Origin of the sequence: Anaerostipes sp. MSJ-23 (assembly GCF_018918155.1) — a bacterium.
GTDB lineage: Bacteria > Bacillota > Clostridia > Lachnospirales > Lachnospiraceae > Anaerostipes.
The window spans coordinates 23743-48138 of sequence record NZ_JAHLPY010000018.1 but is presented as its reverse complement, the minus strand read 5'-3'; the positions used below and the strand labels follow the sequence as shown (position 1 = coordinate 48138).

Below are 24396 nucleotides of genomic sequence, written 5' to 3'. Positions count from 1 at the left end.
GAATATGCATTAAGCATAGAAACACGCGATTTTACTGAGCTTCCTTAATTTTCTTAATTTCTTCAATCATGACAGGAAGCACTTTCATGACATCTCCAACAATTCCTACATTCGCAACTTCAAAAATTGGTGCGTCTTCGTCCTTGTTGATTGCTACAATATAGTCTGAATTCATAATTCCAGATACGTGCTGCGTTGCTCCTGAGATTCCGCAAGCGATGTAGAGTTTCGGTGCAACAATCTTTCCAGACTGTCCTACTTGGTGAATTTTTGAAACCCATCCATCTTCAATTGCTGGTCTTGTAGCTCCTACAACACCTCCGAGAAGGTTGCTAAGTTCTTCTACTAATGCGAAGTTTTCTTTGCTTCCCATTCCACGTCCACCAGATACGATAACTTCTGCTTCTTCCAGATTGATTGTTTCAGCAATTTCTTTTACGCTTTCTACAACCTTTGTACGAATCTGATCTTCTGGAATCTGAATTTCTTTTTCTACTACTTCTCCTGCTGCCGGATCTTCCACTTTCTGGAAAGCGCCAGAACGAAGTGTTGCTACCTGAGGGCAGGTATCAATTGTTACGTCCTGAAGTACGGTTCCTCCGTACAGCGGGCAGGTAAATACTGCATTTCCTGCATCGTCTACCTTAATTGCCATAACATCGGATGCACATCCTGCATCACATTTTGCAGCAAGAACTGGTGCGATGTCTTTTCCATCCTGAGTTCCTCCTACAAGTACGGCTGCTGGTGCTTCTTCTTTTACTAATTCCACTAAAGCACCTGCGTATGTATCCAGGTTAAAATCTGCGAACTGAGGTGCATCTACACATACTACCTGGTCTGCACCTGCTTCTGCAACTTTCTGTGCTGCGTCTTTCACACCACTGCCAATGACAACAGCGATAACTTTTCCGCCTTTTGCTGCAGCCAGTTCTTTGGCTGGAGAAATCATTTCCAATCCAACTTTGACTGGATTTCCTTCTGCAGTCTCTACATATACCATTATATTCTTACAATCTGCCATGTCCTTTGTTCTCCCTTCCCTAGAATACTTTGGCATCTGCCATCATAGCAACAGCTTTTAATGCTGAATCTTCTTCGGTTTCTTCCTGAATCTTTACACCGGCTTCTTTCTTTGCTGGCTCATAAAGTTTCAATGTTTTTACCTGAGCGTTTGCTTCACCAACTTTATCAGCGGCTACATCTGCTAAATCACCCATTGCAAGATCACCGATTGGTTTCTTTCTGGCTGCCATTTTATTTTTAATGGTTGGATAACGAGGATCATATTCTGGTTTTGTAACAGTTACAACACAAGGTGCACTTGTTTCAACAGTACGATATCCTTCTTCTGTTTCCTGTTTTGCTGTTACTTTATCACCATCTAAAGCAATTTCTGTGATATTTGTAATAACACCAACACCTAATTCTTCTGCTAACATTGGTCCAGCCTGACCAAGAGCTGCATCGGTAGCTTCTTTTCCACAAAATACAAGATCAAATTTCTTTCCTGTTTCTGCTTCAATCTTAGCTGCTGCATTTTTCAGAATATTACTGATTCCTCTGCTGTCAGAACCTGTGAATGCATCATCTTTGATCAGATATGCATAATCTGCCCCAACTGCAAGACAGTTTTTCAGGGAATTCTTTGCACCATCTTCACCTACACACACAACTGTAACTTCACCTTCGGAGGACTCTTTCAGGCGAGCTGCCATTTCAAGTGCATAAGTATCAAATGCATTGACAACTGGTGTAACATTTGCAAGATCTGGGGCTCCTTCCCCATTTAAATGTATTTCTACAGAATCATCCGGAACCTGTTTGATACAAACTAAAATGTTCATTCTTCTACTCCTTTTACTAGTTATTCTTATCTGCCAATTGTATTATTTGCTACAACGATTCTCTGAATTTCGTTGCTTCCTTCGAAGATCTGGAAGATCTTAGCATCTCTTAACAGTTTTTCTACTGGATATTCTCTGCTGTATCCGTATCCACCAAACATCTGGATTGCTTCAGAAGCAACTTCCATAGCGATATCAGATGCATAGCATTTAGCGATTGCAGCTTCTTTAGAATGTGGAAGACCCATATCCATTTTTGTTAATGCATGAGCAACCATCTGACGAGCTGTTTCTGTCTTAATTTCCATATCAGCTACTTTGAACTGCATAGCCTGATTTTTGATAACTGGTTTACCAAACTGAACTCTTTCTTTTGCGTATGCAATACCTTCATTAATACCACGCTGAGCGATACCAGTTGCAACACATCCCATCCAAGCTCTTGCCTGATCCAGTGTCTTCATTGCAATGTTGAATCCTCTTCCTTCTTCTCCAATTAAGTTTGCAGCTGGAATACGGCAATCTTCTAATACAACATCACATGTGTTAGATGTACGGATACCCATCTTATTTTCTTCATTTCCTGTGCTTAATCCTGGAGTTCCGGCATCTACTAAGAACATAGAGATTCCTTTTACACCTTTTGATTTATCTGTCATAGCTGTAATACAATAGAAAGAAGCAATTCCACCGTTTGTGATGAAGCATTTTCTTCCGTTCAGGACATATTCATCACCATCTTTAACAGCTGTTGTTGTTCCTGCACTTGCATCAGATCCTGCACCTGGTTCTGTTAAGCAGAAAGCACCAAATCCACCATCAATGATTTTCTGGCATACATGTTTTTTCTGTTCTTCATTTCCTGCGATTAATACTGGTTTTGTACCAAGTCCACTAGCAGAAATTGTTGTAGCAAATCCGGCATCTGCAATTGCCATTTCTTCGATTAATGCTGCAACGTCTACTCTGGATAATCCAGGTCCGCCATATTCTTCTGGCACTTCTAATGAATGAAGCTGCATTTCAATTGCTTTATCATAAATTTCTTTTGGCCATTCTCCACTTACGTCATATGCTTTACACTGTTCTTTTACTTCATTTTCACAGAATTCATGAACATCCTGTAATAAATCCTTTGCTTCTTCTGAAATTAAATATGCCATTGCTATGTCCTCCTTAAAAATTCACTCTCTCAATGGTTTTTTATTATTGGAAGGCCAGGCGGAAAATTCCGCCGTCCTTCATTTTATCAATAAATTCAATTATAATTTGTAACAGATCTTTCCTGGATTTAAGATCATATTTGGATCGAAGACTTCTTTGATTCCTTCCATAACACGCATCTGAACTGGTCCAAGAGACTGTGCAAGATAATCCATCTTTCCATGTCCGATTCCATGTTCACCAGAAATCATTCCACCGAATTCTGTTGCTTTTGCATATACCTTATCCATGAATACTGCAACCTGTTTCTTAAATTCAGCTTCTTCCATATCATTGCTACATGTATAAATATGTAAGTTACCATCTCCAGCATGTCCGAAACTCTTAACTTTGAAGTCGGCATCTGCTTCCAGAGATTTTGTATATGTTAAGAATTCTGCAATTTTATTTGTTGGTACAACAACATCACATTCATCTAAAAGTACAGTATTTGCTTCGATTGCTTCAAGCAATGCTCCACGAACTGCCCATGCATCTTTCTTTAATGCTGGTGTATCTGCAACTAATACATCGATAGCTCCTGCTTCTAATACAACTTCAGAAGCTTGTTCGATAATATCTTCCAACTGTTCTTCTGAATTACCATCGAATGTTGCTAATAGATAAGCACCAATATCTGTTCCTTCTAACTGTTTTGGATATACCTCTTTTCCGAGGAATTTTTCTGTATCTACAACAAGTTCTTTCTCCATAAATTCAAGAGCCTGTGGAGCCAGATGATTCATAAAGAACTTAGGTACTGTTGCAATACAATCTTCCAAATTTTCATAAGGAATGATCAAACTAATTACTGATTTTGGTGCAGGAATAACTTTTAATGTTAATTCTGTAATAATACCAAGTGTTCCTTCAGAACCAATCATTAAGTTTAACAGGCTGTATCCTGAACTTGTCTTAGATACAGTAGCACCTAATTTCACAATTTCACCTGTTGGAAGAACAACTGTCATGGCACGTACATAATCTCTTGTACATCCATATTTTACAGCTCTCATTCCACCAGCATTGGTAGATACGTTTCCACCAACAGTTGCAAATTTTTCACCTGGATCTGGCGGATACAAAAGTCCCTGTTTTTCTGCATCCTGTGCAAGATCATTTAAGAGAACACCAGACTGGATTTTTACAACAAAGTTTTCTTTGTCATATCCAAGAATCTTGTTCATCTTTGTCAGAGAAATCATAACACCGCCTCCGATGCTGACCGCTCCTCCAACAAGACCGGTTCTTGCACCACTTGGTGTTACAGGAACTTTGTTTTCATTACAAAGTTTTACAACTGCTGCAACTTCTTCTGTCGATGTTGCTTCTACAACAACTTCTGGTTTAGCCTTTCCATAAATTGCCATCTCGTCATGGGTAAAATCATCATTGATTTCATCTCCCACATAGACACGTTTCGGAGCGATTTCTTTGAATTTCTCAATCATCTCTGGTGTCACTTTGTTGTACTGATACTCACTCATCTATCTTCCTCCTTAAAATTAATCGCTATTTCGCACGGACAATTACAGAAACGCCATCTGGGATTACCGTAATCGGACTATCTTTCTTACCAAGGTATGCATCTGCTTTTGCGATTGCATCTTCAACGCTATCTGCATATTCCATCTGCATATCCTCTACCATTTGTTTTGGTGCCTGTGTTACCAGGATAACTTTATATTTCAGAAGGATTCTGCACAAAATCTGTGCTTCCCACTGATCTGGAATTGTTTCATCCCTTGGAGTATCCAGGAACCGTTTCATGATAACTTCCTTATCTTCTCCGCTAGCAAAGGTATCATAAAGTGATTGTCCGCCATGTCCGTCAACGCAGCTTGTTACCATAATGATAACTCCACCTTCATTACATGTAGCTTCTGCTGCTGTCATTCCCTTTACTGACTGATAGATATTCTGATCCAGCGGATATCCTCCGTTGGTGGAAATTACTATATTTGCAGGCTTTGCATCAACTCCGGAAAGTTTGTCAACAAATTTGCATCCTTCCCTGTGGGCATCATTAAAATGTCCCGCATAAGCCTTGATAACTTTTTTATTTTCATCTAAAACAACATTCACAATAAATGCCAATTTTGCTGTTTCAGCTGCATAAACCATATCTTTATGAATTGGGTTTCCATCAAGAATACCAGTTCTTGCATATTCACTGTCAATAAATTCAGAACAGTGATTTGCCATAACTGTAACTGCACTGGAAACACCTGGAAGAATACTCTTACGTCCTCCAGAAAATCCTGCAAAGAAATGAGGTTCAATAAATCCCTCAGAAATCAACAAATCTGCTTCATAAGCAACTTTATTAATCAAAAGTTTTCCTCCAGAAGGAAGAGTTCCGATTTCAACCATATCTTCATCATTGTGACTTAAATGAACAACGAAATGAATATCGTCTCTATCTACATATTCTTCTCCAAACTTATAAATCAGCTCTTCTCTTGTTGTAGGTCTGTGAAATCCTGTTGCAATCAAGATTGTTAACTCTGCATCTGGATTTCCGGCTTTAATTTCTTCCATAACTGATGGGAGAATAACTTTACTTGGCACTGGTCTTGTATGATCACTTGCAATCATAACAATATTTTTTTTACCCTTAACTAATTCCCTTAATGGTTTGGAATTGATTGGATTGGCAAGTGCCTCTTTTACTAATTCTTCCTGACCTTTTTCTGCTTTATAAGAGCTTGCCTGTGAAACCAAAGTTCCATTGAATCTTTCATCTGGAATTGTAACACTAATTTTTTCCTTACCAAAAGGAAGTTTTACTTCTGCCATTTTTTCTCCTTTCTTTCCATTATTCGTTCTTAATTTTTTATTTTATTTATTATTTAACCTATAATTATTCCTTCGCCAAAATAACAAACAAGTCCATAAACTACTACAAATAATACGAAATATTTGATTACTTTTGTTAAAATTTCACTTTCTTTACCAACCGTGGCAGTTGCTGCTGTTGCAATTGCAATACTCTGTGGTGAAATAATCTTACCTGCAGTACTTCCTACTGTATTGGCTGCTACCAACCATGCCTGATTGATACCAAGTTCTGCTCCTGTACTTGACTGAAGTTTTGAGAACAATACACTACTGGATGTTGAACTTCCTGTTACGAATGTTCCAATTGATCCAATCAGTGGAGCTACTAATGGATAAAGGCTTCCTGTTACACCTACAATGAAGTTTGCAATAGACTGCGTCATTCCGCTGTAACCCATGATCTTTGCAGTCGCAAGCACTGCCATGATCGTAATAATCGTCTTAAACATTTGAACGATTGTATCCCAAAGAACTTTAAAAATTTCTCCTATTGGACATTTCTGAATTAATCCTCCAATAAATGCTGCAATCAGAATCAATACTCCTGGAGTTCCAATCCATGTAAAGGTATATGGCGAAGCTCCTTTTCCTGTATAAATCGGAACGCTTGACTTGATGGAAGATAATGGACCATTAATTGCAGGTACCAAACTTGATGTAACCAGTAAGAACACAAGAACCAGAATAAATGGGCTCCATGCAACGATTGCATCTTTTAATGTCAGTGCTTCGCCATCATCCTCTAACTCAATATCAAATTTGCTTGGTTTCCCTTTTAAAATTACTTTTGCTAAGATAATCGTTACTGCCATACAACATACAGAACCGATAACTGCCGGAAGCTCAGCTCCGATAAATCTCGCTGTCAGATACTGAGGAACTACAAAAGAAATACCAGACATTAATGTGATAAATAAGATTTCCTTGTAATCTCCGATTCCTTTGGCACCTTCATGTTTTCCTGTGATAAACACTACAAGGAATGGTGCTACAATTACCATAATTGCCAACTGTAATACTACATAAGATGCTGTCAAATGAGGACTTAACCCTGTTACATTTGCAGCTGTCACTGTTGGAATACCAATGGAACCAAAAGCTACTGGTGTGGTATTTGCTACCAAACAAACAGTTGCAGCGAAAATTGGTTCAAATCCAAGACCACATAAAATTCCCGCTGGAATTGCTACGGCTGTTCCAAAACCTGCCATACCTTCCATAAATCCTCCAAATCCCCATGCAATGATCAGTACAAGGATTCTTTTGTCTTTGGATACAGAAGTTAACATCTTCTTAATCAATTCCATATTTTTTGTATGTACTACCAGGTTGTAAGTAAATACTGCTGCTACGATTACCAGACAGATTGGCCAGATTGCCATGGCAAATCCTTCGACTCCTCCGGTTAATACGTCAATGAGTTTTTGTTTCCATAAAAACAGTGCTTCAATGACTGTAATCACCAGTGCAATTGGACATGCGATATGTCCCGCCATTTTTAATCCGCTTAACGCAATAATCAGCCAGATAATTGGAAGCATTGCTAAAATAAATTGAATGAACATATTGAGTAATTCTCCTTTCTGTTCAAAATTGAATTGTTACCGAATTCTTGCGTATACGCGAATTGGTTCTACCAATTTGTTGATACTTATATGGTAGGACCAATTAGGTAAAAAGTCAAGTCCTTTTTTTCACAAAGTCATCTATTTGTCCTGTTATATTTCTTACTTTTTTGTGCATATTTCACATATAATACCTTTCTTTTTTTATTTTTTAATTCAAATAAAGCCCGTTTCCAGCCATTTTCTGCTGCTTTGTCTTCTTTCTTTTTTTAATCTTTCATCATATTTGACAAAATTTTGACAAAACCTAAAAAAGTGTGTAATAAAGAGAATTTTCTCTCTATTACACACCTTTATATCCGCACATTTTATTTCAAAGTTTTTTTGTCTAATTTTTTCTTTAGGCATTTTTCACAAATACCTTTAAAATAAATGACACTTTGTTCGACTTTACCTTTAAATTTGACATTTGCCATGGCCGTTACTTCCTCATCTAAAGAATCCATCTCAAGGTCTATCACCTCGCCACATTCCCGACAGATAAAATGATAATGCGGGTCTACAGTTGCATCATATCGATCAGCTCCCTGATCATATGTTAGTTTTAGAATTTCTCCCCGCTCTGACAAAAGTGCCAGATTTCTATAAACAGTTCCAAGGCTGATATTAGGAAATTCTTTCTTTATATTCATATAAATTGTATCTGCAGTCGGATGGTCCTTGCGAGTCATGAGAAATGCAACAATCGCATCTCTTTGTTTACTTTTTTTTAAAGTTGGCTGCATAGGAAACTCCTTTCATAACAATAATTATTACTGTTTTTATTTTAAAAGATATGTGTGACTTTGTCAAGTTCTAGATTTAATTTTAAGCACACAAAAGACAGATCCCAGCCTGCTGGTATCTGTCTTCGTGTGCTATATAAGTTATTTTTAGTTCCAGTGAGAGACTCCGACTCTACTGGAGGTAAAAGGAGTAAACTATGCTTGGAATACTTTGTGAGGATTCAAAATATTCTTTGGATCAAATGCTTTTTTGATTCCATTCATTAACTCGATATTTGCAGGGTCCAGTGATTCTTTCAAATATGGTTTCTTTGCATATCCAATTCCATGTTCACCAGATACCTGTCCACCAAGTTCTTTTGCTTTTTCATAGATTTTTTCCATCGCAATGCCCATACGTTTTTCAAACTCTTCTTGTGTCAGGTCATCACGTAAAATGTAGGAATGCAGATTTCCATCACCCGCATGTCCAAAACTCTTGATACGGATATCCACTTCTGTATGAAGATTATGGAGATATTCCACCATCTCATTGACTTTATTACGTGGTACAACCATATCAACTTCATCCATGTAAGTCGTAGATCCTTTAATGGCTTCAAGGAAGGCTCCTCTGGCTTTCCAGATAGATTCTTCACGTTCTTCTGTGTCAGAAATCAGAACATCTAAAGCGCCCTGTTCCAGACATAACTGTGCTACTTTATCATAAGCTGCTTCAATTTCTTCTGTTGAGTTTCCATCAAATTTTAACAAAAGATATGCGTCAGACTGAGAATCTGGGAATTTCTTTCCAAGATATTTTTCTGCGTCAATAATAACCTCCCTCTGCATAAATTCAATGGCAGTTGGAATTGCTTTTGATTTAATGATGAGAGGTACAGTGTCTATTGCCTGCTTAAGAGTAGGAAATGGTATCAGTAAGCTTATTGCCTTTTTCGGCAGAGGGAGCAATTTTAAGACAGCTTTTGTAATAAATCCAAGAGTTCCTTCAGAACCAATCATCAGATCCTTTAAGGAATATCCTGAACTATTTTTTACAACTTTTCCACCAAATTCTACAATTTTTCCGTTTGGCAGCACAACTTCCAGTCCACGTACATAATCTCTGGTAACACCATATTTTACAGCACGCATTCCACCGGCATTTGTACTAATATTTCCACCAATTGTTGCAGATTTTTCACCTGGATCTGGTGGATAGAAAAAGTCATGATCTTCTACATAAGCTGCAAGTTCCATCAGCAGAACACCAGGTTCTACTGTAATGGTCAAATTTTCTTCATCTAATTCAAGAATATGATTCATCAGACTAGAATCGATCATAATACCATGTTCCATGGCTACAGAGGATCCTACCAGTCCTGTTCCAGCACCTCTTGGAGTTACCGGAATATTATTTTCATAGGCATATTTCATGATTTCTGAAATTTCCTGTGCTGATGTTGCCTTTACAACAACATCTGGATAACTATTTGTTCCACTTAATTCATCGTGGCTATATTCTTCATTAATATTTCCATCATATAAAATTCTTTCTGGATCATTTATGATTTTTTCAATGGCTGCCAGGTCAGCTTTATCAAATTTCTTATAACTCATATCCTTATGCCCCTTTCGCTGCTTTAATCTTTTCAATCAGCTTTGGTATAATATCATAGATATCTCCTACCAGACAATAATGTGCTGTTTTAAAGATTGACGCTTTCTCATCGGAATTGATTGCTACGATACAGTCGGAATGATCCATTCCGGCAACAAACTGAATAGCTCCTGAAACACCACATGTGATAATCAGTTTTGGACGTACAGTTCTTCCGCTCAGTCCTACCTGACATTTAGCTTCTACCCATCCTGCTTCTGCAAGTGGTCTTGTACATGCTACCTGACCATCTAACAGATCTGCCAATTCACGGATCATGGCAAGATCTTCTTCTTTCTTAACACCACGACCTGCTACAACGAGGACATCTGCAGATTCAATAAACTGTTCTGGTTCTTTCTTTACAATATCTAATACATCAACATGAGCTTTTAATTTTGCTTCATCAATTGCACATGTTACGATTTCACCGTGAGCATCTTCTGTACGTTCTGGTGCATTCATGACTTTATAACGAACAGTTGCCATCTGTGGTCTATTATTTGGTGTTAGGATATGAGCCATGATATTTCCACCAAATGCAGGACGAATCTGTGAAAGATCTGTATTTTCATCCATTTCAAGGATTGTACAGTCAGCAGTTAATCCTGTCTTCATTCTTGCTGCAACACGTGGGGCTAACTGTCTTCCTACCGTTGTTGCTCCAGTAAGAATTGCACATGGCTGTTGTTTTTTAATAAAGTCTTCAAAAACAGCTGTATAAGATTCAATTTTAAATCTTGCAAGTTCTGGATAATCATAAACAAATACTTTATCAACACCATAATGGAGCAGTTCCTGAGCTTTTTCTTTGATATCTTTACCCATAAAGATTGCATAAACCGGATGATTAATCTTTGCTGCAAGCTCTTTTGCTTTACCGATCAATTCATAGGTTACTGGATGAATGTCTCCATCTACATGGTCAACATAAACAGCAATTCCGTTCCACTGACTCTTATCGATTTCTTCTTTTTTCTCATCTTCTACATATTCTACTGCACCGGCTGGTCCTTTTTTCACACAAAGTTTGCACATTTTACAAGCTGCATTAATGGAAAGTTTTCCGTCCTTTTCTTCCATTGCACCAAATGGGCAAATATCAACCAATACCTGTGGATCTTCTACTTTTTCCTGATGAATTACTAATTTTGGCATTTCTTTTTCCCCCTTTAGATAAATTTCATTTCTTCAATCATATGGAATAATTTATCTGCTACTACATCTCCATTGTCATCCCATACTTCGTGATGATCGTTGCTTTCCGGAGGGAAAATACGTTTTACCTGTGTAGGTGAACCGTTTAATCCATAATGTGTTTCATCTTTATCTTCCATATCATCCAGGGAGTAAACTTCAATTTCACGATCCTTTGTATCCATTTTCTTTACATAGGATGGAAGTCTTGGCTGGAAAATATCTTTATCTACAGACAAAAGACATGGGTAAGCAACTTTTGCAACTTCAAGTTCTCCTGGGAGATCCATCTCAATTGTAATGCCATCTTTATCTACTTTTGTAATTTTCTTTACATTTGATACACTAGGAATTGTCAGCCATTCTGAAACTTCTGATCCTACCTGAGCTGTATCACCATCTGTTGTCTGTTTTCCACAAAGAATCAAATCAAAATCTCCCATTTTTTTGATTCCTTGTGCAATTGTATAACTGGTTGCCAATACATCGGCACCACCAAATCTACGGTCTGAAAGCAATGCTCCACGGTCTGCGCCCATTGCAAATGCTTCTCTAATAACTGCTTTTGCCTGAGGTGGTCCCATACTGATCACACTGATCGTTCCACCTACTTCTTCTCGAATCTGTAATGCAGTTTCCAATGCATACAAATCATATGGATTCATTTTGGAATCGGCTCCGTTTCTTAACAGTACGCCAGTTACCGGATCAACTTCCACTTTGTTGGAAGACGGTACCTGTTTGATACACACTAAAATGTCCATAATTGTTCCTCCTCTTTCTTAGACCTTCTTCATCTAAAGCTTTCCGCTTGTCCGATTGGTAGTACCAATTTTTCAGGTAAAAAAATTTGGATGCCTCACCTCATCCTTACTTTTTTAAATTGGTACTACCAATTGATAACTCTATTATAGGCATATTATGCAATTATGTCCAGTGATTTTCCGATTTTTCTTGTTTTTTGTAAAAAACACATAAAAAATATGCAGATTCCTCTGCATATCTTTACAATTCTTTGTGAATAATTTTATCAATCATATCAAAATGATCCGCCATTGCTTTCTGTCCATTGACAACATCTCTTTTTAATAAACACTCTACCATTTGTTTATGAGCTTCCTGAAGCATTCCTTTTCGTTTTTCCGTTTGAAGGATTTCTCGACGCATATCTGAAATAAAAATATCCATTACTTCTGACAAGGCATTCAATATATTTAAAATTAATATATTTCTAGATGCTTTTGCAATTGCAAAATGGATTTTCTTATCTAACATTGTTTTTTCATCATCATCTGTACTCTGATCCAGCCGTCTTACATACTCCTGCATCTGAAGAATCTCATCATTTCCTGCATACTTAACAGCAAGCGCATACGCCTGCATTTCAAGTCCAAGACGAATCTGATTAATTTGATCATAATCAAGCTGATCGAGCATAAACATCATAGAAAGAGTATCCACAAGATACCCCTGAAAATCACAAGATACATAATTTCCAGCCCCCTGTTTACTGGAAATAACCCCAACGACACTTAAAATTTTCAGTGCCTCACGAACAGAGTTCCTGCTGACTCCAAGTTGCTCCGACAATTCTCTCTCCGGAGGAAGTGTCTGACCAATCATCAGTTCCTGGTCAAGAATCTGATTTTTGATATGATCCATCACAATTTCATAAGCTTTTTTTGTTTTCTCCATGTTTTCTTTCCTCGTTTAATTATTATAACAAAAAAATATATCCTTGAAAACCCTTGCATTTTGAAAAAAAGAGGTGTAGTATATAAGAAGATTAAATGTAGTATCAAAAACTACATAGTACTTTATTTAAAACCAAATTGACTGGAGGTAGTTTTATGCATAATAAATTAAAAGATCCCGGAAGTGCCATTACACATTTTATCGGCATGATCCTTGCCGCTATTGTATCGATTCCACTAATTATAAAGAGTATTTTATCAGGTGATTATACGAGAATCATTTCACTGATTATCTTTACATTAAGTATGATCGGTCTTTACGGAGCAAGCACAGCTTATCACTCATTTAATATCTCTCCAAGAATTAACAAACAACTAAAAAAATTAGATCATGCTATGATCTTTGTATTAATCGCCGGTTCCTACACACCAATCTGTATGATCGTTCTTGGCGGGACAATTGGTTATGGTTTACTAGCGATTATCTGGACCATTGCTATTCTCGGAATTGTTTTCAAAATGTTCTGGGTAACTTGTCCAAAATGGATTTCATCCGTTATGTACATTGCCATGGGATGGCTTTGCATCGTTGCTATTGCACCAATTATTCACAGTCTGTCCCACGCATCTTTTGGATGGCTTCTTGCCGGCGGTATCATTTATACTGTTGGCGGCATCATTTATGCATTAAAAATTCCATGGTTTGAACACCATTGGAAAAATTTTGGACTTCATGAAATTTTCCATTTATTTGTCATGGGTGGAAGCCTCTGCCATATGATTTTAATGTTCCAAATTTAATTATGATGCTACTTTTCTAACTCCTGCTGATAAGATTCTATTAGCAGGAGTTTTTCTTTTCTTGACAATTTCTTAATCCGTGCCTCCTGACTCATAGCTTCTTTTTTGGAATCAAAAATTTCCAAATAAACAAGTTCTACTGGTCCTCTTCCTCTTGTATATTTGGCTCCCTTTCCGGCATTATGCATTTTTATTCTATGCTCAATATCATTCGTCCAACCAGTATAAAGGCTTTCATCTTTACATTTTAATATGTAAGTATAGTTTTTCACTTTCTTTCTCCCATCTTCGAAGAAAAAACCGCCGATGATGCGGCGGCCTTTTTCTTCTACATCAGCCGGTAACAGCTGTTATTTTCTTCTGTTTTTTATAATATACGATTTTCTTTTTGCTTTGGTTCCAATCTTATTTCAAATATTTTGAAGGGTCAATACTTTTTTTATCTTTTTCCATCTGAAAATAAAGATTTGTACCTTCTAATGTATAATAATCAGTCGGAGCTGCTACCTTTCCAATCACTTGCCCTTTTTCTACAATATCGCCTTCCTTAACTGCCAGATCTTTTACTTGGCCATACAACGCACTATAACCATTGCCAAGATCCATAAGAACTGTCTTTCCATACTCCGGTGTTTTTCTTATTTCTTCTACTTCTGCGCGTTTAACTGCTTTCACAAGTGCATTTTCTTTTGCTTCGATTAAAATTCCATGATTGGTTCGATACTGATCAAGAGATTCAAAATAAATTGTTGCATTCGCACTGTAAGGCATAAGAATATTTCCGGTAAGTGGCCACATAAGTTTTGTTTTTCCATCATAGCTTATGGTCTGCTGTATAGTCTGCCTGCTTTCTTGTTCCTGCTCCGCTGCCGTAGAAGACTGTGTCGTTGCCTGTGTTGTCTTCTTTGTTTTGCCCTGTGTTGCACTGTTTCCTGCGCTGACAGATTCATTTAGCTTTACTTCCTGCTTTGCAATTTCCCTTTTTTCCTTAAATTTTACGCTGTAATATGCCATAATTCCAAGAAACAAAACAAAACCAACGATCATGATCCCGTAATATTTTCGCAATGGAAACGGGTTATCCCTGCTGTTTTTTTTCATTTTCATCACCTCAATGTTAGTCTTACCTTTTTATGCCTGTTTATTCATTTAAATTTACAATTTGAATATTGCTATAATAATATTTCAATATATTTTTATATGTACTTCCATTTTCCGCCATTTTTTCTGCCCCATACTGACTCAAACCAAGACCATTTCCTTTTCCAAGACAAATGATTCGAAGCTTTCCTCCATATGATTCCAAATAAAAATTATTGGATACAAGAGAAAACCACCTTGCAAAATCATTTCCTGAGACAATTCCGTTACCAACCTGAATTTCTTTTACATAACCATTTTCTGTTGCCCGTACAATTCTTAAATTTTTCTTTACATCTTCCACTGTTTTTACTTTTAGATGATGAAACTTTAAATTTTCCCATACATTTCCATATGTTTCTTCTTTTATTGTTACATAATCTGGAGATTCTACATCTTTTACACTATCTTTTGCTTTTAAATATGAAATTTCCTTTCCAAACCATTCTTTCCCGTCCAATGTTGTACCAACACTAACTCCATGAAAATAAGGTTCAATATAATTTCCTTTATAAACAATTACCTTTTTTATTGTTTCACTAACAACCTTTTTTCTCAGTTGATCTGTTCTATCATATTGTTTTTCTCCAAGAATTTTTTTTAACTGTGTATCTGTCTGACTCTGATAGGGAATACTCTTTGCATCCATCGTTCTTAATTTCCCCATCCTTCTTACAATATCCGTTCTTAATATCACTGCCTGCGCTTTCAATGCTTCTTCCTTATCATCCATCGAAATTTGTCCCGGCAATATCGTCAATAAATAAGTTTCCAAATCTAATTTTTTTCCCTGTAAAATGATATAATACCCACTCTTATAAGAAGAAAAATCAATCTCTTTGTCTTTTTTATTTTTAGTCATAGAAACTGTGATCACATAAGGAATTGCTGCAAGCAAAATAAGTAAAAATAACAAATATGACATTTTGTATTTCATCTTCATCCTCCTTTTGTCCGTCTTACTATTTTATGTTACAATGAAGAAAAATATGAAAGGAGAATTTCTTTATGAAAATTTGTTCTTTTACAGTTACTGCAGCAAACGGACTCCATGCAAGACCATGTGCCCACCTTTCTTCTGCTATTCGTAACTTTCAATCCGAAGTCATTCTCGAATTTAACGGACAAAACTACAATGCATCCAATCCAATCTCTCTTATGAGTGCAAATATTGCTTGCAATGACACCATTACCTTTCGGATTTCCGGAGAAGATGAAGAACAGACCGCTGTTGCGATTGAAAACATTTTAAAAGAAGAAGTATAATATGCTTTCGTTTACGCACCTATGTTTCCTATGCTATAATAGGTGGGAATGTCCCAAATAATAAATGAAGAGGAGTTTTTTATGGATATACATGAACTTACCCTGCTTACTGATCTGTATGAATTGACCATGATGCAGGGCTATTTTAAATGCCAAAACAACGAAACTGTTATTTTCGATGTTTTCTATCGGGAAAATCCGTCTGGCTCCAGCTATGCCATTACATGCGGACTAGCTCAGATGATCGATTATATTAAAAATCTGTCTTTTTCCTATGAAGATATCGACTACTTAAGAAGTCTTCACATCTTTGATGAAGATTTTCTAGAATATCTTGCCGGATATCATTTTACTGGAGATATTTATGCAATTCCAGAAGGAAGTATTGTATTTCCTATGGAACCACTTGTAAAAGTAAAAGCACCAATGATGGAAGCTCAATTAATTGAAACCGCAATCTTAAATATTATCAATCATCAAAGTCTGATTGCCACAAAAGCATCGCGCGTTGTTTATGCCGCTGGCGGAAGTGGTGTTATGGAATTTGGCTTAAGACGTGCACAAGGACCAGATGCTGGTACTTATGGAGCTCGTGCAGCTGTGATCGGAGGATGTGATGGAACATCCAATGTCCTTGCCGGAAAAATGTTTGATATTCCGGTTCTTGGAACCCATGCACATAGCTGGATTATGAGCTTTGAAGATGAATATACAGCATTTCGAACATATGCTAATTTCTATCCAGATACTTGTCTTTTGCTCGTTGACACATATGATACCCTGCGCTCCGGTGTACCAAATGCTATCCGTGTATTTCAGGAACTTCATGACGCAGGACAAAAGCCAAAAACTTATGGCATTCGCCTTGATAGCGGTGATCTTGCTTATCTGACAAAAAAAGCTCGTAAAATGCTGGATGAAGCTGGTTTCCAGGATGCTATTATTTCCGCTTCCGGTGACCTCGATGAAAATTTGATTGCAAGTCTTCGCCATCAAGGAGCCCCAATCACGTCTTGGGGTGTCGGCACAAAACTAATTACATCTTCTGACTGTCCAGCCTTCGGAGGTGTATACAAACTTGCTGCATCCAAAAAAAATGGAGAAACAGAATTTACACCAAAAATTAAAATTTCTGAAAATCCAGCAAAGATTACAAATCCCGGAGATAAAACCATTTACAGGATTTATGATAAGGCAACTGGAAAAATTCGTGGGGATCTGATCTGTCTTACAACAGAAACCTATGATCCTGCTTGTGATCTCACAATTTTTGACCCACTGGCTACATGGAAAAAATCTACAATTACTGGAGGTTCCTATGAGCTTCGTGAACTTTTGATCCCTATCTTTGTAAAGGGACAGTGTGTTTATGAACTTCCATCCGTTATGGAAACACGCTCTTACTGCCAGGAAGAACTAAATACCTTATGGGATGAAAGCCGACGTCTTTTAAATCCACAAAATGTTTATGTCGATTTATCAGAACCTTTATATCAATTAAAAAATCAACTATTAGATCAAAAGCATAAGACAACAGAAGGGAGAAATAAATGATACGTTTTTTTGCTGATATACTTTATTTATTCTTATTCCTTATTTTTACAACCCCGCTTTATCCTTTGTTCAACCACTGGAATAAAACTGGCCAATCTCATCGACGTTCTGCTATGGCACAGCACATGGTTATGAAAGCTTTTCAGACCTGCCTTAGATTCGCAGGTGTGAAAATCATTGTTGAAGGAGAAGAAAAAATTCCAAAAGACACCGCTGTTTTATACGTTGGAAACCATAGTAGTTATTATGATATTTTATGTGGTTTCTGTGCAACTCCAACTGGCGCCGGATTTTTTGCAAAAAAAGAAATGGAAAAAATTCCTCTCTTAAGACACTGGATGGAATTTATCAATTGCCTTTTCCTTGATCGAAAAAATATTAAAGAAGGATTGAAAACAATGAATCAAGGAACACAATATTTAAAAGATGGCTTTTCGATGGTCATCTTTCCGGAAGGTACAAGAAGCCAGGATGAAGATCCTCATACATTTAAAGAAGGAAGCTTACGCCCTGCACTCAAAGCCCATGTACCACTCATCCCAATGGCAATTTCCGGGACTGCTGATATTTTGGAAAACAACAAAAAATTTACCGCAAAACCAACAACTGTGCATATTTCTTTTGGAGATCCAATCTATCCAGACCAGATGGAGCGTGCGCAGCAAAAACATCTGGGTGAAACCATTCGTGAAGAAATTATCGAAATGCGAAAAAAACATAAGACAATGGTGTAAAAAAGTGCTATAATACAAAAGATATAGCCACAAAGAAACAGGAGGAAAAGAATATGAACGTTTGGGTGATTCTATTAATCATCGCAGTCATCATTGCCGCAGTATTAGGTGTCCTTTATATTGTCGGTAACAAGATGCAGAAAAAACAGGAAGCACAGAGAGCACAATTAGATGAAATGGCACAGACCGTTTCCATGCTGGTTATAGATAAAAAAAGAATGAAAATGACAGATGCCGGATTTCCAAAAATGGTAATGGATAATGTTCCAAAACGTGCCAAGATGGCAAAAGTTCCGGTTGTCAAAGTAAAAATCGGTCCAAAAATCACACCTTTATTATGTGATGAAGCAATTTTTGATGATGTCCCTGTAAAGACAGAAATTAAAGCAGTTGTAAGTGGTATTTACATTACAGCAATCAAAAACTTCCGAAATGTAGCACCGCCAGAACCAGAGAAAAAAGGGCTTCGTGCAAAACTTGGAAAAAAAGCTTCCCAGTATATGAGAAATAACAAATAAGTTCAAAAAAGGCTCTCAAATCGTTATATTTGAGAGCCTTTTTTTATTTCTTCTTCTCTTCAATTTTTACAATCACATGTCCTTTTTGTGTCGTAATATAGCCAATTCTTAAATATTGACCATCTTTTTTGATATATCCTCCCTGTGTAGATGGAAGATGATATCCAAACTTCTTAATAAACTTATCACCATAGGAAAAATGTACCCCTTTGATATCAAAACTTTCTTCTTCCATATCTTCCTGGTCTTCTCCGCCAACCGATGCAGGAACAAAGTTTTCGACATATCCTTCCACAGTCTTATATTTTCCCTCTTTATAAGTATGAATAATCTGCATATATCCAAACATAAAACGCAGTGCTGCAAGCACACAAATGACCAAACATACTGCTGAAAGCAATTTAAAAAACGGCTTTTTTGCAAAAAACAAAAGCAAAAGGCCAATGATCCCAAGAATTACAAATGGGATAACCCAATGTGCACGTATTGTAAAATTGCTGGCCTCATACAATAGTTTCATAGTTCTTCTCTCCCTCCATTGATTTTCTTACTGTTCACAGTAAGTTAAAACCTCTGAAAAATTCATAGATCCTCCAAATAGATCAAGTGCACTTCCTATCGTCACATCAATCTTATCTTTTCCATGGATTTTTAATGTCCTCAAATCATCAAAATTACGAACACCACCTGCATAAGTTACTGGATTTCCCTCATACTTTGCAAGTATTTCAACTAGTTCCTGATCAATTCCCTGCGCTTTTCCCTCAACATCCACTCCATGAATCAGAAATTCATCGCAGTGATTTTCAAGCTCAGAAAGCAAACGGTCCGTTAAAATCTGATTTGTAAATTTTTGCCACCGATCTGTGACAACATAATAGTTTCCATCTTTTTTTCTACAACTTAAATCCAAAACAATATGTTCTTTTCCAACTGCATCTTCTAAAAGTTTCAACCGATCATAACGTATTTTTCCATCTGCAAATACAAAAGAAGTCACAATTACATGCGATGCACCTTGTTCCATAAAATAAGCGGCATTTTCATTTGTAATTCCGCCGCCAATCTGCAGCCCTTTAGGAAAAGCATGCAAAGCTTTTACAGCTTCATTTTTATCCGCTTCATAATATTGGGAATCTTTTGCATTCAGAAGAATAATATGTCCTCCGGACAATTGATGATTTCTGTATAGTGTACCATAAAAACTTCCATCCTGCATAGAAACAAAATTTTCTTCTGCTTGATTTCCTTGGTCACTTAATGAACCACCGACAATCTGTTTTATTTTTCCATTGTGTATATCAATACAAGGTCTAAATCTCATCTTTGTCTCCTAAAAATCTGTCAATTCCATCAATGCAAAGGCTTCTCCCTGCGGTTCCGCCTTAAATCTCACTCTTTCACCAGTTCCTGGGTGTGTAAATGCAATTCTTGTTGCATATAACCCAATTTGTTGATATTTTTTCTTTGTTTTCTGAAACAAAGGATTATATTTCGTGTCTCCCCAAATTCCAAATCCTCTGGAAGATGTCTGCACTCGAATTTGATGATGCCTTCCGGTTTTTAAATGAATCAGACAATATGTAAGCTTCATACGATCTGTTTCCATCATATCAATGACTTCATAATCAAGAATAGCTTTTTTCGCTTCTTTTGTTCCTTCCGGCACAACTTTGGACTTGTTGGATTTCGCATCTTTTAATAGAAAATCGATCCATGTTCCTTCATCATCTGGAAGCCACCCGGTCAATACGGCCTGATAATCCTTCTCAAATGTATGTTCTTTGATCTGTTCACTTAAACTTGCTGCCGCCTCTTTTGTTCTTGCAAAAACCATGACCCCGCCGACCGGACGATCAAGACGATGTACCACATAAAGTTCCGGCTCTTCTTTTAAATTTTCCTCAAAGAAAATTTGGTTTTTTAATTGGTGCATCAAATCCATATCTCCGGTACGATCACTTGCCACTGGCATTCCCATCGGCTTTTCACAAACAATCAAATCAGCATCTTTATGAAAAATTTTAATATTCTTTCTTTTTCTCATAACATCTCCTACATTTTAAAGCGGTATCCAACACCCCAGATTGTTTCAATGTACTGTGGTTTTGCTGTATTCACTTCAATTTTTTCACGTATTTTCTTAATATGAACAGTTACAGTCGCTATATCTCCAAGAGATTCCATGTCCCAAATTTTATTAAATAACTCTTCTTTCGTAAATACTCTATTGGGATGACTGGCCAGGAATGTCAAAAGATCAAATTCTTTTGTCGTGAACGTTTTCTCCTCTTCATTTAAATAAACTCTTCTCGCTGTTTTATCGATCTTTAATCCGCGAATCTCAATAATATCATTTACATCCATCTGATTATTGACTAAACGCTGATAACGATTTAAATGTGCTTTTACTCTCGCAACCAATTCGCTTGGACTAAATGGTTTTGTAATATAATCATCAGCTCCAAGTCCAAGTCCACGAATTTTATCAATATCCTCTTTTCTTGCAGACACCATTAAAATTGGAATTTCTTTCACCGCACGAATTTTTTTACAAATCTCAAATCCATCAGCTCCTGGCAACATAATATCAAGAATAATCATATCATAGTCATTCTTTAATGCCATTTCCATCCCTTTTTTACCATCTGTTTCTATTTCTACCTCAAAAGAGCTTAATTCCAAATAATCCTTCTCAAGCTCTGCAATTGCAAGTTCATCTTCTACTATTAATACTTTACTCATCTTCTACGCTCCTTTGCTTTTATCAAGTACCTTGTTTAAGGTAAAAAATATGGTTGTTCCTACACGAAGTTTACTTTCTGCCCATATTTCTCCACCATGTTCTTCAATGATCTTTTTACAGATTGACAATCCCAGTCCACTTCCACCGGCAGAATTTCTTGACATATCTGCCCTGTAAGTTCTACGGAAAATATGCGGAAGATCTTCTTTAGAAATTCCCATTCCATTATCTTTGATTTCCACTTGAACTTTCCGATCAAACTCTGTTAGCGTAATACTTACCTTTCCTTTTGCCTTGTTATTATATTTACAGGCATTACTGATAATATTATTAATCACTCGTTTCAACTGTTCCGGATCCGCCGTTACCATCACATTAGAAGAACAATAATTTCGATAAGAGAACATCATGCCTTTCTGTTCAAGATCTGCTCCAATCTCATCCACACAATCTTTAAAATAAGCATTGATATCAATCTTTTCAAAATTGTATGGAATAATATTCGAATCAATCTTTGAATACAGAGAAAGTTCATTGATCAAAACATCCATATCATTTGCTTTATTGTAAATAGTCTTAATGTAACGATCTATTTTCTCTGGTGTATCCGCAACACCATCCATAATTCCCTCAACATATCCTTTAATTGCCGTAATCGGCGTTTTCAAATCATGAGAAATATTGCTGATCAAATCGCGGTTTTGTTTTTCATATACCATTCGAGCATCAATAGAATCTTTCAATTCTGCCCGCATTTCATTAAAAGAATCACATAATTCACGGATTTCTTCTCCTCCACTTTTAATCACAACATCGTTATCAAGATTTCCATCTTTGATCCGTTCTGCTCCTGCTTTTAGTTGTCGAATTGGACCTACAAATTCCCGATACATAAACCATGATAAAAAAGTGCTGGTAAGAATCAAAACTCCAAGTACTGCGAAAAATACTTGAATAATAATATTACGATAGTGTGGAAGAATTACATTCAAATCCGTCATAATAAAAACAGATCCCCTTCCACCATCAAGAAATTTAAAATCTTGTTGTTTTACAAGATAATTTCCTGGCTTACTGACATAAAATCCACGATCCTGATCACTATCTTTATTTCCATAACCTGGAAGTTTTTCTTCAAGTTTTTCTGTACTGCTATTGCTTCCACGATAAATCATAACCCCATTCTTACGCACCAGAAGAAAAGAATCTTTCTGTGAAAGTTTCTGATTTATTTTATCAAGATAACGCCGATCTTTAAATACATCTGGATCAACCATTGTTTTCTTTTCAAGTTCACGATAAATTTCCTTCGTCGAATTATTCATCGTCATCAACGGATTAACAAAACGTTCAAATCCGCCGGCAGATAAATCTGTATTATTGATCCTCACATAACCGACACTTAAAGCGGCAATCGATACAACCATTGCAAAAATTGGTAGTATGATTGCCGGCAGATAGATCAGTCGTACTTTATTTACTGCTTTCATTTCGTTTTCTGCTCCCTTTGTGGCTTTTGACTTCATTGTTACATGATATCCTGACCCTTTTCATCTCATTTATATAGTATAACATAGCCTGCACAAGAAATCAGAATTTGAAAGACTTTTTCTGCGATTTTTTATCGCAAATAGGCCGCAGACTCCAAAATGGACAGCCTGCGGCCTAATATTTTACATTCTTTCGGAAATGAAATCCAGAAGCTCATCTGCTACCTGGTCTTTTGTCATTTTCGGTAGCTGTTTTTCTTCTTTCTCTGTAATAAAAGTAACAATATTCGTATCTGTTTTAAATCCAGCTCCTGCCTCTTTCAGATTATTGGCAACAATCATATCAATATTTTTCTTTTTCAGCTTTCCTCTAGAATTTTCCAGCATATTTTGCGTTTCCATCGAAAATCCACATAAGAATTGTCCTTCTTTTCGGTTGCTTCCAAGAGTTTTTAAAATATCCTTCGTTCGAACAAGACGAATTGCCATATCTTCGTCTTTTTTCTTAACTTTTTCATCGCTAACATCAGCCGGCGTATAATCAGCTACCGCTGCTGCCTTAATAATAATATCTTGATCATCTTTTCTTGCCATCACTTCTTCATACATCTGTGCTGCATTTGTAATTGGAACCGTGTGAACAAACATTGGGGGTTCAAGTGATGTTCTTCCTGTAATCAATGTTACTTCTGCTCCACGCAGCATCGCTGCTTTTGCGATTGCATATCCCATTTTTCCAGAAGAATGATTAGAAATATAACGGACAGGATCGATTGCTTCAATTGTAGGACCTGCTGTTACAAGAATCTTCTTTCCTGCTAAATCTTTTTCTCTTGCAATCTGTCGCTCAATATGCGCTACCAACACTTCTTCCGACGGCATCTTTCCAGCCCCAGAAGTTCCACATGCCAGATGTCCACTGGCCGGAGCAATGATTTCATATCCATAATTACGAAGTTTTTTAAGGTTATCCTGCAGAATGGGATTTTCATACATTTTCGTATTCATGGCTGGAGCAATGATCACAGGTTTTTGACATGCCATCACCGTTGTAGTTAACATATCATCTGCAATTCCGGATGCAATCTTCCCAATAACATTTGCTGAAGCCGGAGCAATCAACATTACATCCGCCTGATCCGTCAGCGATACATGTGCTACATGAAACTGGAAATTTCGATCAAATGTCTCGACAAGACATTTCGTATTTGTTAATGACTCAAATGCAATCGGATTAATAAAATTTGTGGCATTTTTTGTCATAACTACATGTACCTGACATCCACGTTTTACCAGCATACTGGCCACATTTGCCATCTTATATGCTGCAATGCTTCCTGTTACTCCCAATATGACAGTTTTTCCCTTTAACATAA

The 24396-nt window shown here is 36.9% G+C and carries 25 protein-coding genes; 5 read left to right on the top strand and 20 right to left on the bottom strand.

The features are described from left to right. Window positions 1–31: 31 nt before the first annotated feature. The 11 genes from KQI71_RS10645 to KQI71_RS10595 form a co-directional block, all read right to left on the bottom strand. Entirely contained in the window at window positions 32–1024 is a 993-nt protein-coding gene (locus KQI71_RS10645) for an electron transfer flavoprotein subunit alpha/FixB family protein (RefSeq protein ID WP_216436080.1), read from the bottom strand. A 19-nt stretch (window positions 1025–1043) separates the two neighbouring features. Beyond that, on the bottom strand, window positions 1044–1847 hold the full coding sequence (locus KQI71_RS10640) for an electron transfer flavoprotein subunit beta/FixA family protein (protein WP_216436078.1): 804 nt from the start codon (window positions 1845–1847) through the stop codon (window positions 1044–1046). Window positions 1848–1873: 26 nt separating this feature from the next. Beyond that, window positions 1874–3010 carry an acyl-CoA dehydrogenase family protein gene (locus tag KQI71_RS10635; RefSeq protein ID WP_216436076.1) on the bottom strand — a complete coding sequence of 379 codons (1137 nt, stop codon included), beginning with the start codon at window positions 3008–3010 and terminating at the stop codon, window positions 1874–1876. A 99-nt stretch (window positions 3011–3109) separates the two neighbouring features. Beyond that, entirely contained in the window at window positions 3110–4537 is a 1428-nt protein-coding gene (locus tag KQI71_RS10630; RefSeq protein WP_216436075.1) for an FAD-binding oxidoreductase, read from the bottom strand. 25 nt (window positions 4538–4562) lie between these two features. After that, window positions 4563–5849, bottom strand: a complete 1287-nt coding sequence (larA, locus tag KQI71_RS10625; protein ID WP_216436074.1) for a nickel-dependent lactate racemase — start codon at window positions 5847–5849, stop codon at window positions 4563–4565. A 53-nt stretch (window positions 5850–5902) separates the two neighbouring features. After that, window positions 5903–7456: an L-lactate permease gene (locus tag KQI71_RS10620; RefSeq protein WP_216436073.1), complete on the bottom strand. Its 1554-nt coding sequence runs from the start codon at window positions 7454–7456 to the stop codon at window positions 5903–5905. Between the two features lie 368 nt (window positions 7457–7824). Continuing rightward, window positions 7825–8241, bottom strand: a complete 417-nt coding sequence (locus KQI71_RS10615) for a Fur family transcriptional regulator (protein WP_216436072.1) — start codon at window positions 8239–8241, stop codon at window positions 7825–7827. 195 nt (window positions 8242–8436) lie between these two features. Continuing rightward, window positions 8437–9840, bottom strand: coding sequence for an FAD-binding oxidoreductase (locus KQI71_RS10610; RefSeq protein ID WP_216436070.1), 1404 nt, complete (start codon window positions 9838–9840; stop codon window positions 8437–8439). Between the two features lie 4 nt (window positions 9841–9844). Then, window positions 9845–11038, bottom strand: a complete 1194-nt coding sequence (locus KQI71_RS10605) for an electron transfer flavoprotein subunit alpha (RefSeq protein ID WP_216436068.1) — start codon at window positions 11036–11038, stop codon at window positions 9845–9847. Between the two features lie 14 nt (window positions 11039–11052). Next, a complete protein-coding gene (locus KQI71_RS10600) occupies window positions 11053–11841 on the bottom strand; it encodes an electron transfer flavoprotein subunit beta/FixA family protein (RefSeq protein ID WP_216436066.1) in 789 nt (262 codons plus the stop codon). Window positions 11842–12082: 241 nt separating this feature from the next. Further along, the gene (locus KQI71_RS10595) at window positions 12083–12772 is read right to left on the bottom strand and encodes a FadR/GntR family transcriptional regulator (RefSeq protein WP_216436064.1); all 690 of its coding nucleotides are present in this window, start codon (window positions 12770–12772) and stop codon (window positions 12083–12085) included. Between the two features lie 155 nt (window positions 12773–12927). Here KQI71_RS10595 and trhA point away from each other — a divergent pair, with 155 nt between their 5' ends. Next, on the top strand, window positions 12928–13572 hold the full coding sequence (gene trhA / locus KQI71_RS10590; RefSeq protein ID WP_216436062.1) for a PAQR family membrane homeostasis protein TrhA: 645 nt from the start codon (window positions 12928–12930) through the stop codon (window positions 13570–13572). A gap of 8 nt (window positions 13573–13580) precedes the next feature. Here trhA and KQI71_RS10585 read toward each other — a convergent pair whose 3' ends face one another. The 3 genes from KQI71_RS10585 to KQI71_RS10575 all read right to left on the bottom strand — a co-directional run bounded on the left by KQI71_RS10585 (window position 13581) and on the right by KQI71_RS10575 (window position 15649). Continuing rightward, a complete protein-coding gene (locus KQI71_RS10585; RefSeq protein ID WP_216436061.1) occupies window positions 13581–13844 on the bottom strand; it encodes a GIY-YIG nuclease family protein in 264 nt (87 codons plus the stop codon). Window positions 13845–13977: 133 nt separating this feature from the next. Next, entirely contained in the window at window positions 13978–14673 is a 696-nt protein-coding gene (locus KQI71_RS10580) for a M23 family metallopeptidase (RefSeq protein ID WP_253288044.1), read from the bottom strand. Between the two features lie 40 nt (window positions 14674–14713). Further along, window positions 14714–15649: a SpoIID/LytB domain-containing protein gene (locus KQI71_RS10575; RefSeq protein WP_216436059.1), complete on the bottom strand. Its 936-nt coding sequence runs from the start codon at window positions 15647–15649 to the stop codon at window positions 14714–14716. A 71-nt stretch (window positions 15650–15720) separates the two neighbouring features. Between KQI71_RS10575 and KQI71_RS10570 the strand changes: the two genes are divergently transcribed. The 4 genes from KQI71_RS10570 (at window position 15721) to KQI71_RS10555 (ending at window position 18784) form a co-directional block, all read left to right on the top strand. After that, on the top strand, window positions 15721–15978 hold the full coding sequence (locus KQI71_RS10570; RefSeq protein WP_216436058.1) for an HPr family phosphocarrier protein: 258 nt from the start codon (window positions 15721–15723) through the stop codon (window positions 15976–15978). Between the two features lie 81 nt (window positions 15979–16059). Next, window positions 16060–17532, top strand: a complete 1473-nt coding sequence (locus KQI71_RS10565; protein WP_216436056.1) for a nicotinate phosphoribosyltransferase — start codon at window positions 16060–16062, stop codon at window positions 17530–17532. Then, a complete protein-coding gene (locus tag KQI71_RS10560; protein WP_216436054.1) occupies window positions 17529–18266 on the top strand; it encodes a lysophospholipid acyltransferase family protein in 738 nt (245 codons plus the stop codon). The genes KQI71_RS10565 and KQI71_RS10560 overlap by 4 nt, the downstream gene beginning before the upstream one ends. Before the next feature lie 53 nt (window positions 18267–18319). Beyond that, window positions 18320–18784, top strand: a complete 465-nt coding sequence (locus KQI71_RS10555) for a hypothetical protein (protein ID WP_216436052.1) — start codon at window positions 18320–18322, stop codon at window positions 18782–18784. A gap of 43 nt (window positions 18785–18827) precedes the next feature. Here the strand turns inward: KQI71_RS10555 and KQI71_RS10550 are convergent, their stop codons facing one another. The 6 genes from KQI71_RS10550 to coaBC form a co-directional block, all read right to left on the bottom strand. Next, window positions 18828–19304, bottom strand: a complete 477-nt coding sequence (locus tag KQI71_RS10550) for a hypothetical protein (RefSeq protein ID WP_216436050.1) — start codon at window positions 19302–19304, stop codon at window positions 18828–18830. Window positions 19305–19331: 27 nt separating this feature from the next. Next, window positions 19332–20108, bottom strand: a complete 777-nt coding sequence (gene hisA / locus KQI71_RS10545; protein WP_216436048.1) for a phosphoribosylformimino-5-aminoimidazole carboxamide ribotide isomerase — start codon at window positions 20106–20108, stop codon at window positions 19332–19334. Between the two features lie 9 nt (window positions 20109–20117). Beyond that, window positions 20118–20831 carry an RluA family pseudouridine synthase gene (locus KQI71_RS10540; RefSeq protein ID WP_216436046.1) on the bottom strand — a complete coding sequence of 238 codons (714 nt, stop codon included), beginning with the start codon at window positions 20829–20831 and terminating at the stop codon, window positions 20118–20120. Between the two features lie 8 nt (window positions 20832–20839). Next, window positions 20840–21529: a response regulator transcription factor gene (locus KQI71_RS10535; protein WP_216436044.1), complete on the bottom strand. Its 690-nt coding sequence runs from the start codon at window positions 21527–21529 to the stop codon at window positions 20840–20842. Window positions 21530–21532: 3 nt separating this feature from the next. Then, window positions 21533–23056: a sensor histidine kinase gene (locus KQI71_RS10530; RefSeq protein ID WP_253288043.1), complete on the bottom strand. Its 1524-nt coding sequence runs from the start codon at window positions 23054–23056 to the stop codon at window positions 21533–21535. 147 nt (window positions 23057–23203) lie between these two features. Further along, window positions 23204–24394 carry a bifunctional phosphopantothenoylcysteine decarboxylase/phosphopantothenate--cysteine ligase CoaBC gene (gene coaBC, locus KQI71_RS10525; protein WP_216436042.1) on the bottom strand — a complete coding sequence of 397 codons (1191 nt, stop codon included), beginning with the start codon at window positions 24392–24394 and terminating at the stop codon, window positions 23204–23206. Between the last annotated feature and the right edge of the window lie 2 nt (window positions 24395–24396).

Bases quoted from the DNA above. Each gene is read 5' to 3' on its own strand.
- KQI71_RS10560 (WP_216436054.1), top strand. From the start codon at position 17,529: ATGATACGTTTTTTTGCTGATATACTTTATTTATTCTTATTCCTTATT.
- KQI71_RS10630 (WP_216436075.1), bottom strand. From the start codon at position 4,537: ATGAGTGAGTATCAGTACAACAAAGTGACACCAGAGATGATTGAGAAA.
- KQI71_RS10615 (WP_216436072.1), bottom strand. From the start codon at position 8,241: ATGCAGCCAACTTTAAAAAAAAGTAAACAAAGAGATGCGATTGTTGCA.
- KQI71_RS10565 (WP_216436056.1), top strand. From the start codon at position 16,060: ATGGATATACATGAACTTACCCTGCTTACTGATCTGTATGAATTGACC.
- KQI71_RS10610 (WP_216436070.1), bottom strand. From the start codon at position 9,840: ATGAGTTATAAGAAATTTGATAAAGCTGACCTGGCAGCCATTGAAAAA.
- KQI71_RS10570 (WP_216436058.1), top strand. From the start codon at position 15,721: ATGAAAATTTGTTCTTTTACAGTTACTGCAGCAAACGGACTCCATGCA.
- KQI71_RS10575 (WP_216436059.1), bottom strand. From the start codon at position 15,649: ATGAAATACAAAATGTCATATTTGTTATTTTTACTTATTTTGCTTGCA.
- KQI71_RS10640 (WP_216436078.1), bottom strand. From the start codon at position 1,847: ATGAACATTTTAGTTTGTATCAAACAGGTTCCGGATGATTCTGTAGAA.
- KQI71_RS10550 (WP_216436050.1), bottom strand. From the start codon at position 19,304: ATGAAACTATTGTATGAGGCCAGCAATTTTACAATACGTGCACATTGG.
- coaBC (WP_216436042.1), bottom strand. From the start codon at position 24,394: ATGTTAAAGGGAAAAACTGTCATATTGGGAGTAACAGGAAGCATTGCA.
- hisA (WP_216436048.1), bottom strand. From the start codon at position 20,108: ATGAGATTTAGACCTTGTATTGATATACACAATGGAAAAATAAAACAG.
- KQI71_RS10580 (WP_253288044.1), bottom strand. From the start codon at position 14,673: ATGAAAAAAAACAGCAGGGATAACCCGTTTCCATTGCGAAAATATTAC.
- KQI71_RS10600 (WP_216436066.1), bottom strand. From the start codon at position 11,841: ATGGACATTTTAGTGTGTATCAAACAGGTACCGTCTTCCAACAAAGTG.
- KQI71_RS10620 (WP_216436073.1), bottom strand. From the start codon at position 7,456: ATGTTCATTCAATTTATTTTAGCAATGCTTCCAATTATCTGGCTGATT.
- KQI71_RS10530 (WP_253288043.1), bottom strand. From the start codon at position 23,056: ATGAAGTCAAAAGCCACAAAGGGAGCAGAAAACGAAATGAAAGCAGTA.
- KQI71_RS10635 (WP_216436076.1), bottom strand. From the start codon at position 3,010: ATGGCATATTTAATTTCAGAAGAAGCAAAGGATTTATTACAGGATGTT.
- KQI71_RS10535 (WP_216436044.1), bottom strand. From the start codon at position 21,529: ATGAGTAAAGTATTAATAGTAGAAGATGAACTTGCAATTGCAGAGCTT.
- KQI71_RS10605 (WP_216436068.1), bottom strand. From the start codon at position 11,038: ATGCCAAAATTAGTAATTCATCAGGAAAAAGTAGAAGATCCACAGGTA.
- KQI71_RS10540 (WP_216436046.1), bottom strand. From the start codon at position 20,831: ATGAGAAAAAGAAAGAATATTAAAATTTTTCATAAAGATGCTGATTTG.
- trhA (WP_216436062.1), top strand. From the start codon at position 12,928: ATGCATAATAAATTAAAAGATCCCGGAAGTGCCATTACACATTTTATC.
- KQI71_RS10555 (WP_216436052.1), top strand. From the start codon at position 18,320: ATGAACGTTTGGGTGATTCTATTAATCATCGCAGTCATCATTGCCGCA.
- larA (WP_216436074.1), bottom strand. From the start codon at position 5,849: ATGGCAGAAGTAAAACTTCCTTTTGGTAAGGAAAAAATTAGTGTTACA.
- KQI71_RS10595 (WP_216436064.1), bottom strand. From the start codon at position 12,772: ATGGAGAAAACAAAAAAAGCTTATGAAATTGTGATGGATCATATCAAA.
- KQI71_RS10645 (WP_216436080.1), bottom strand. From the start codon at position 1,024: ATGGCAGATTGTAAGAATATAATGGTATATGTAGAGACTGCAGAAGGA.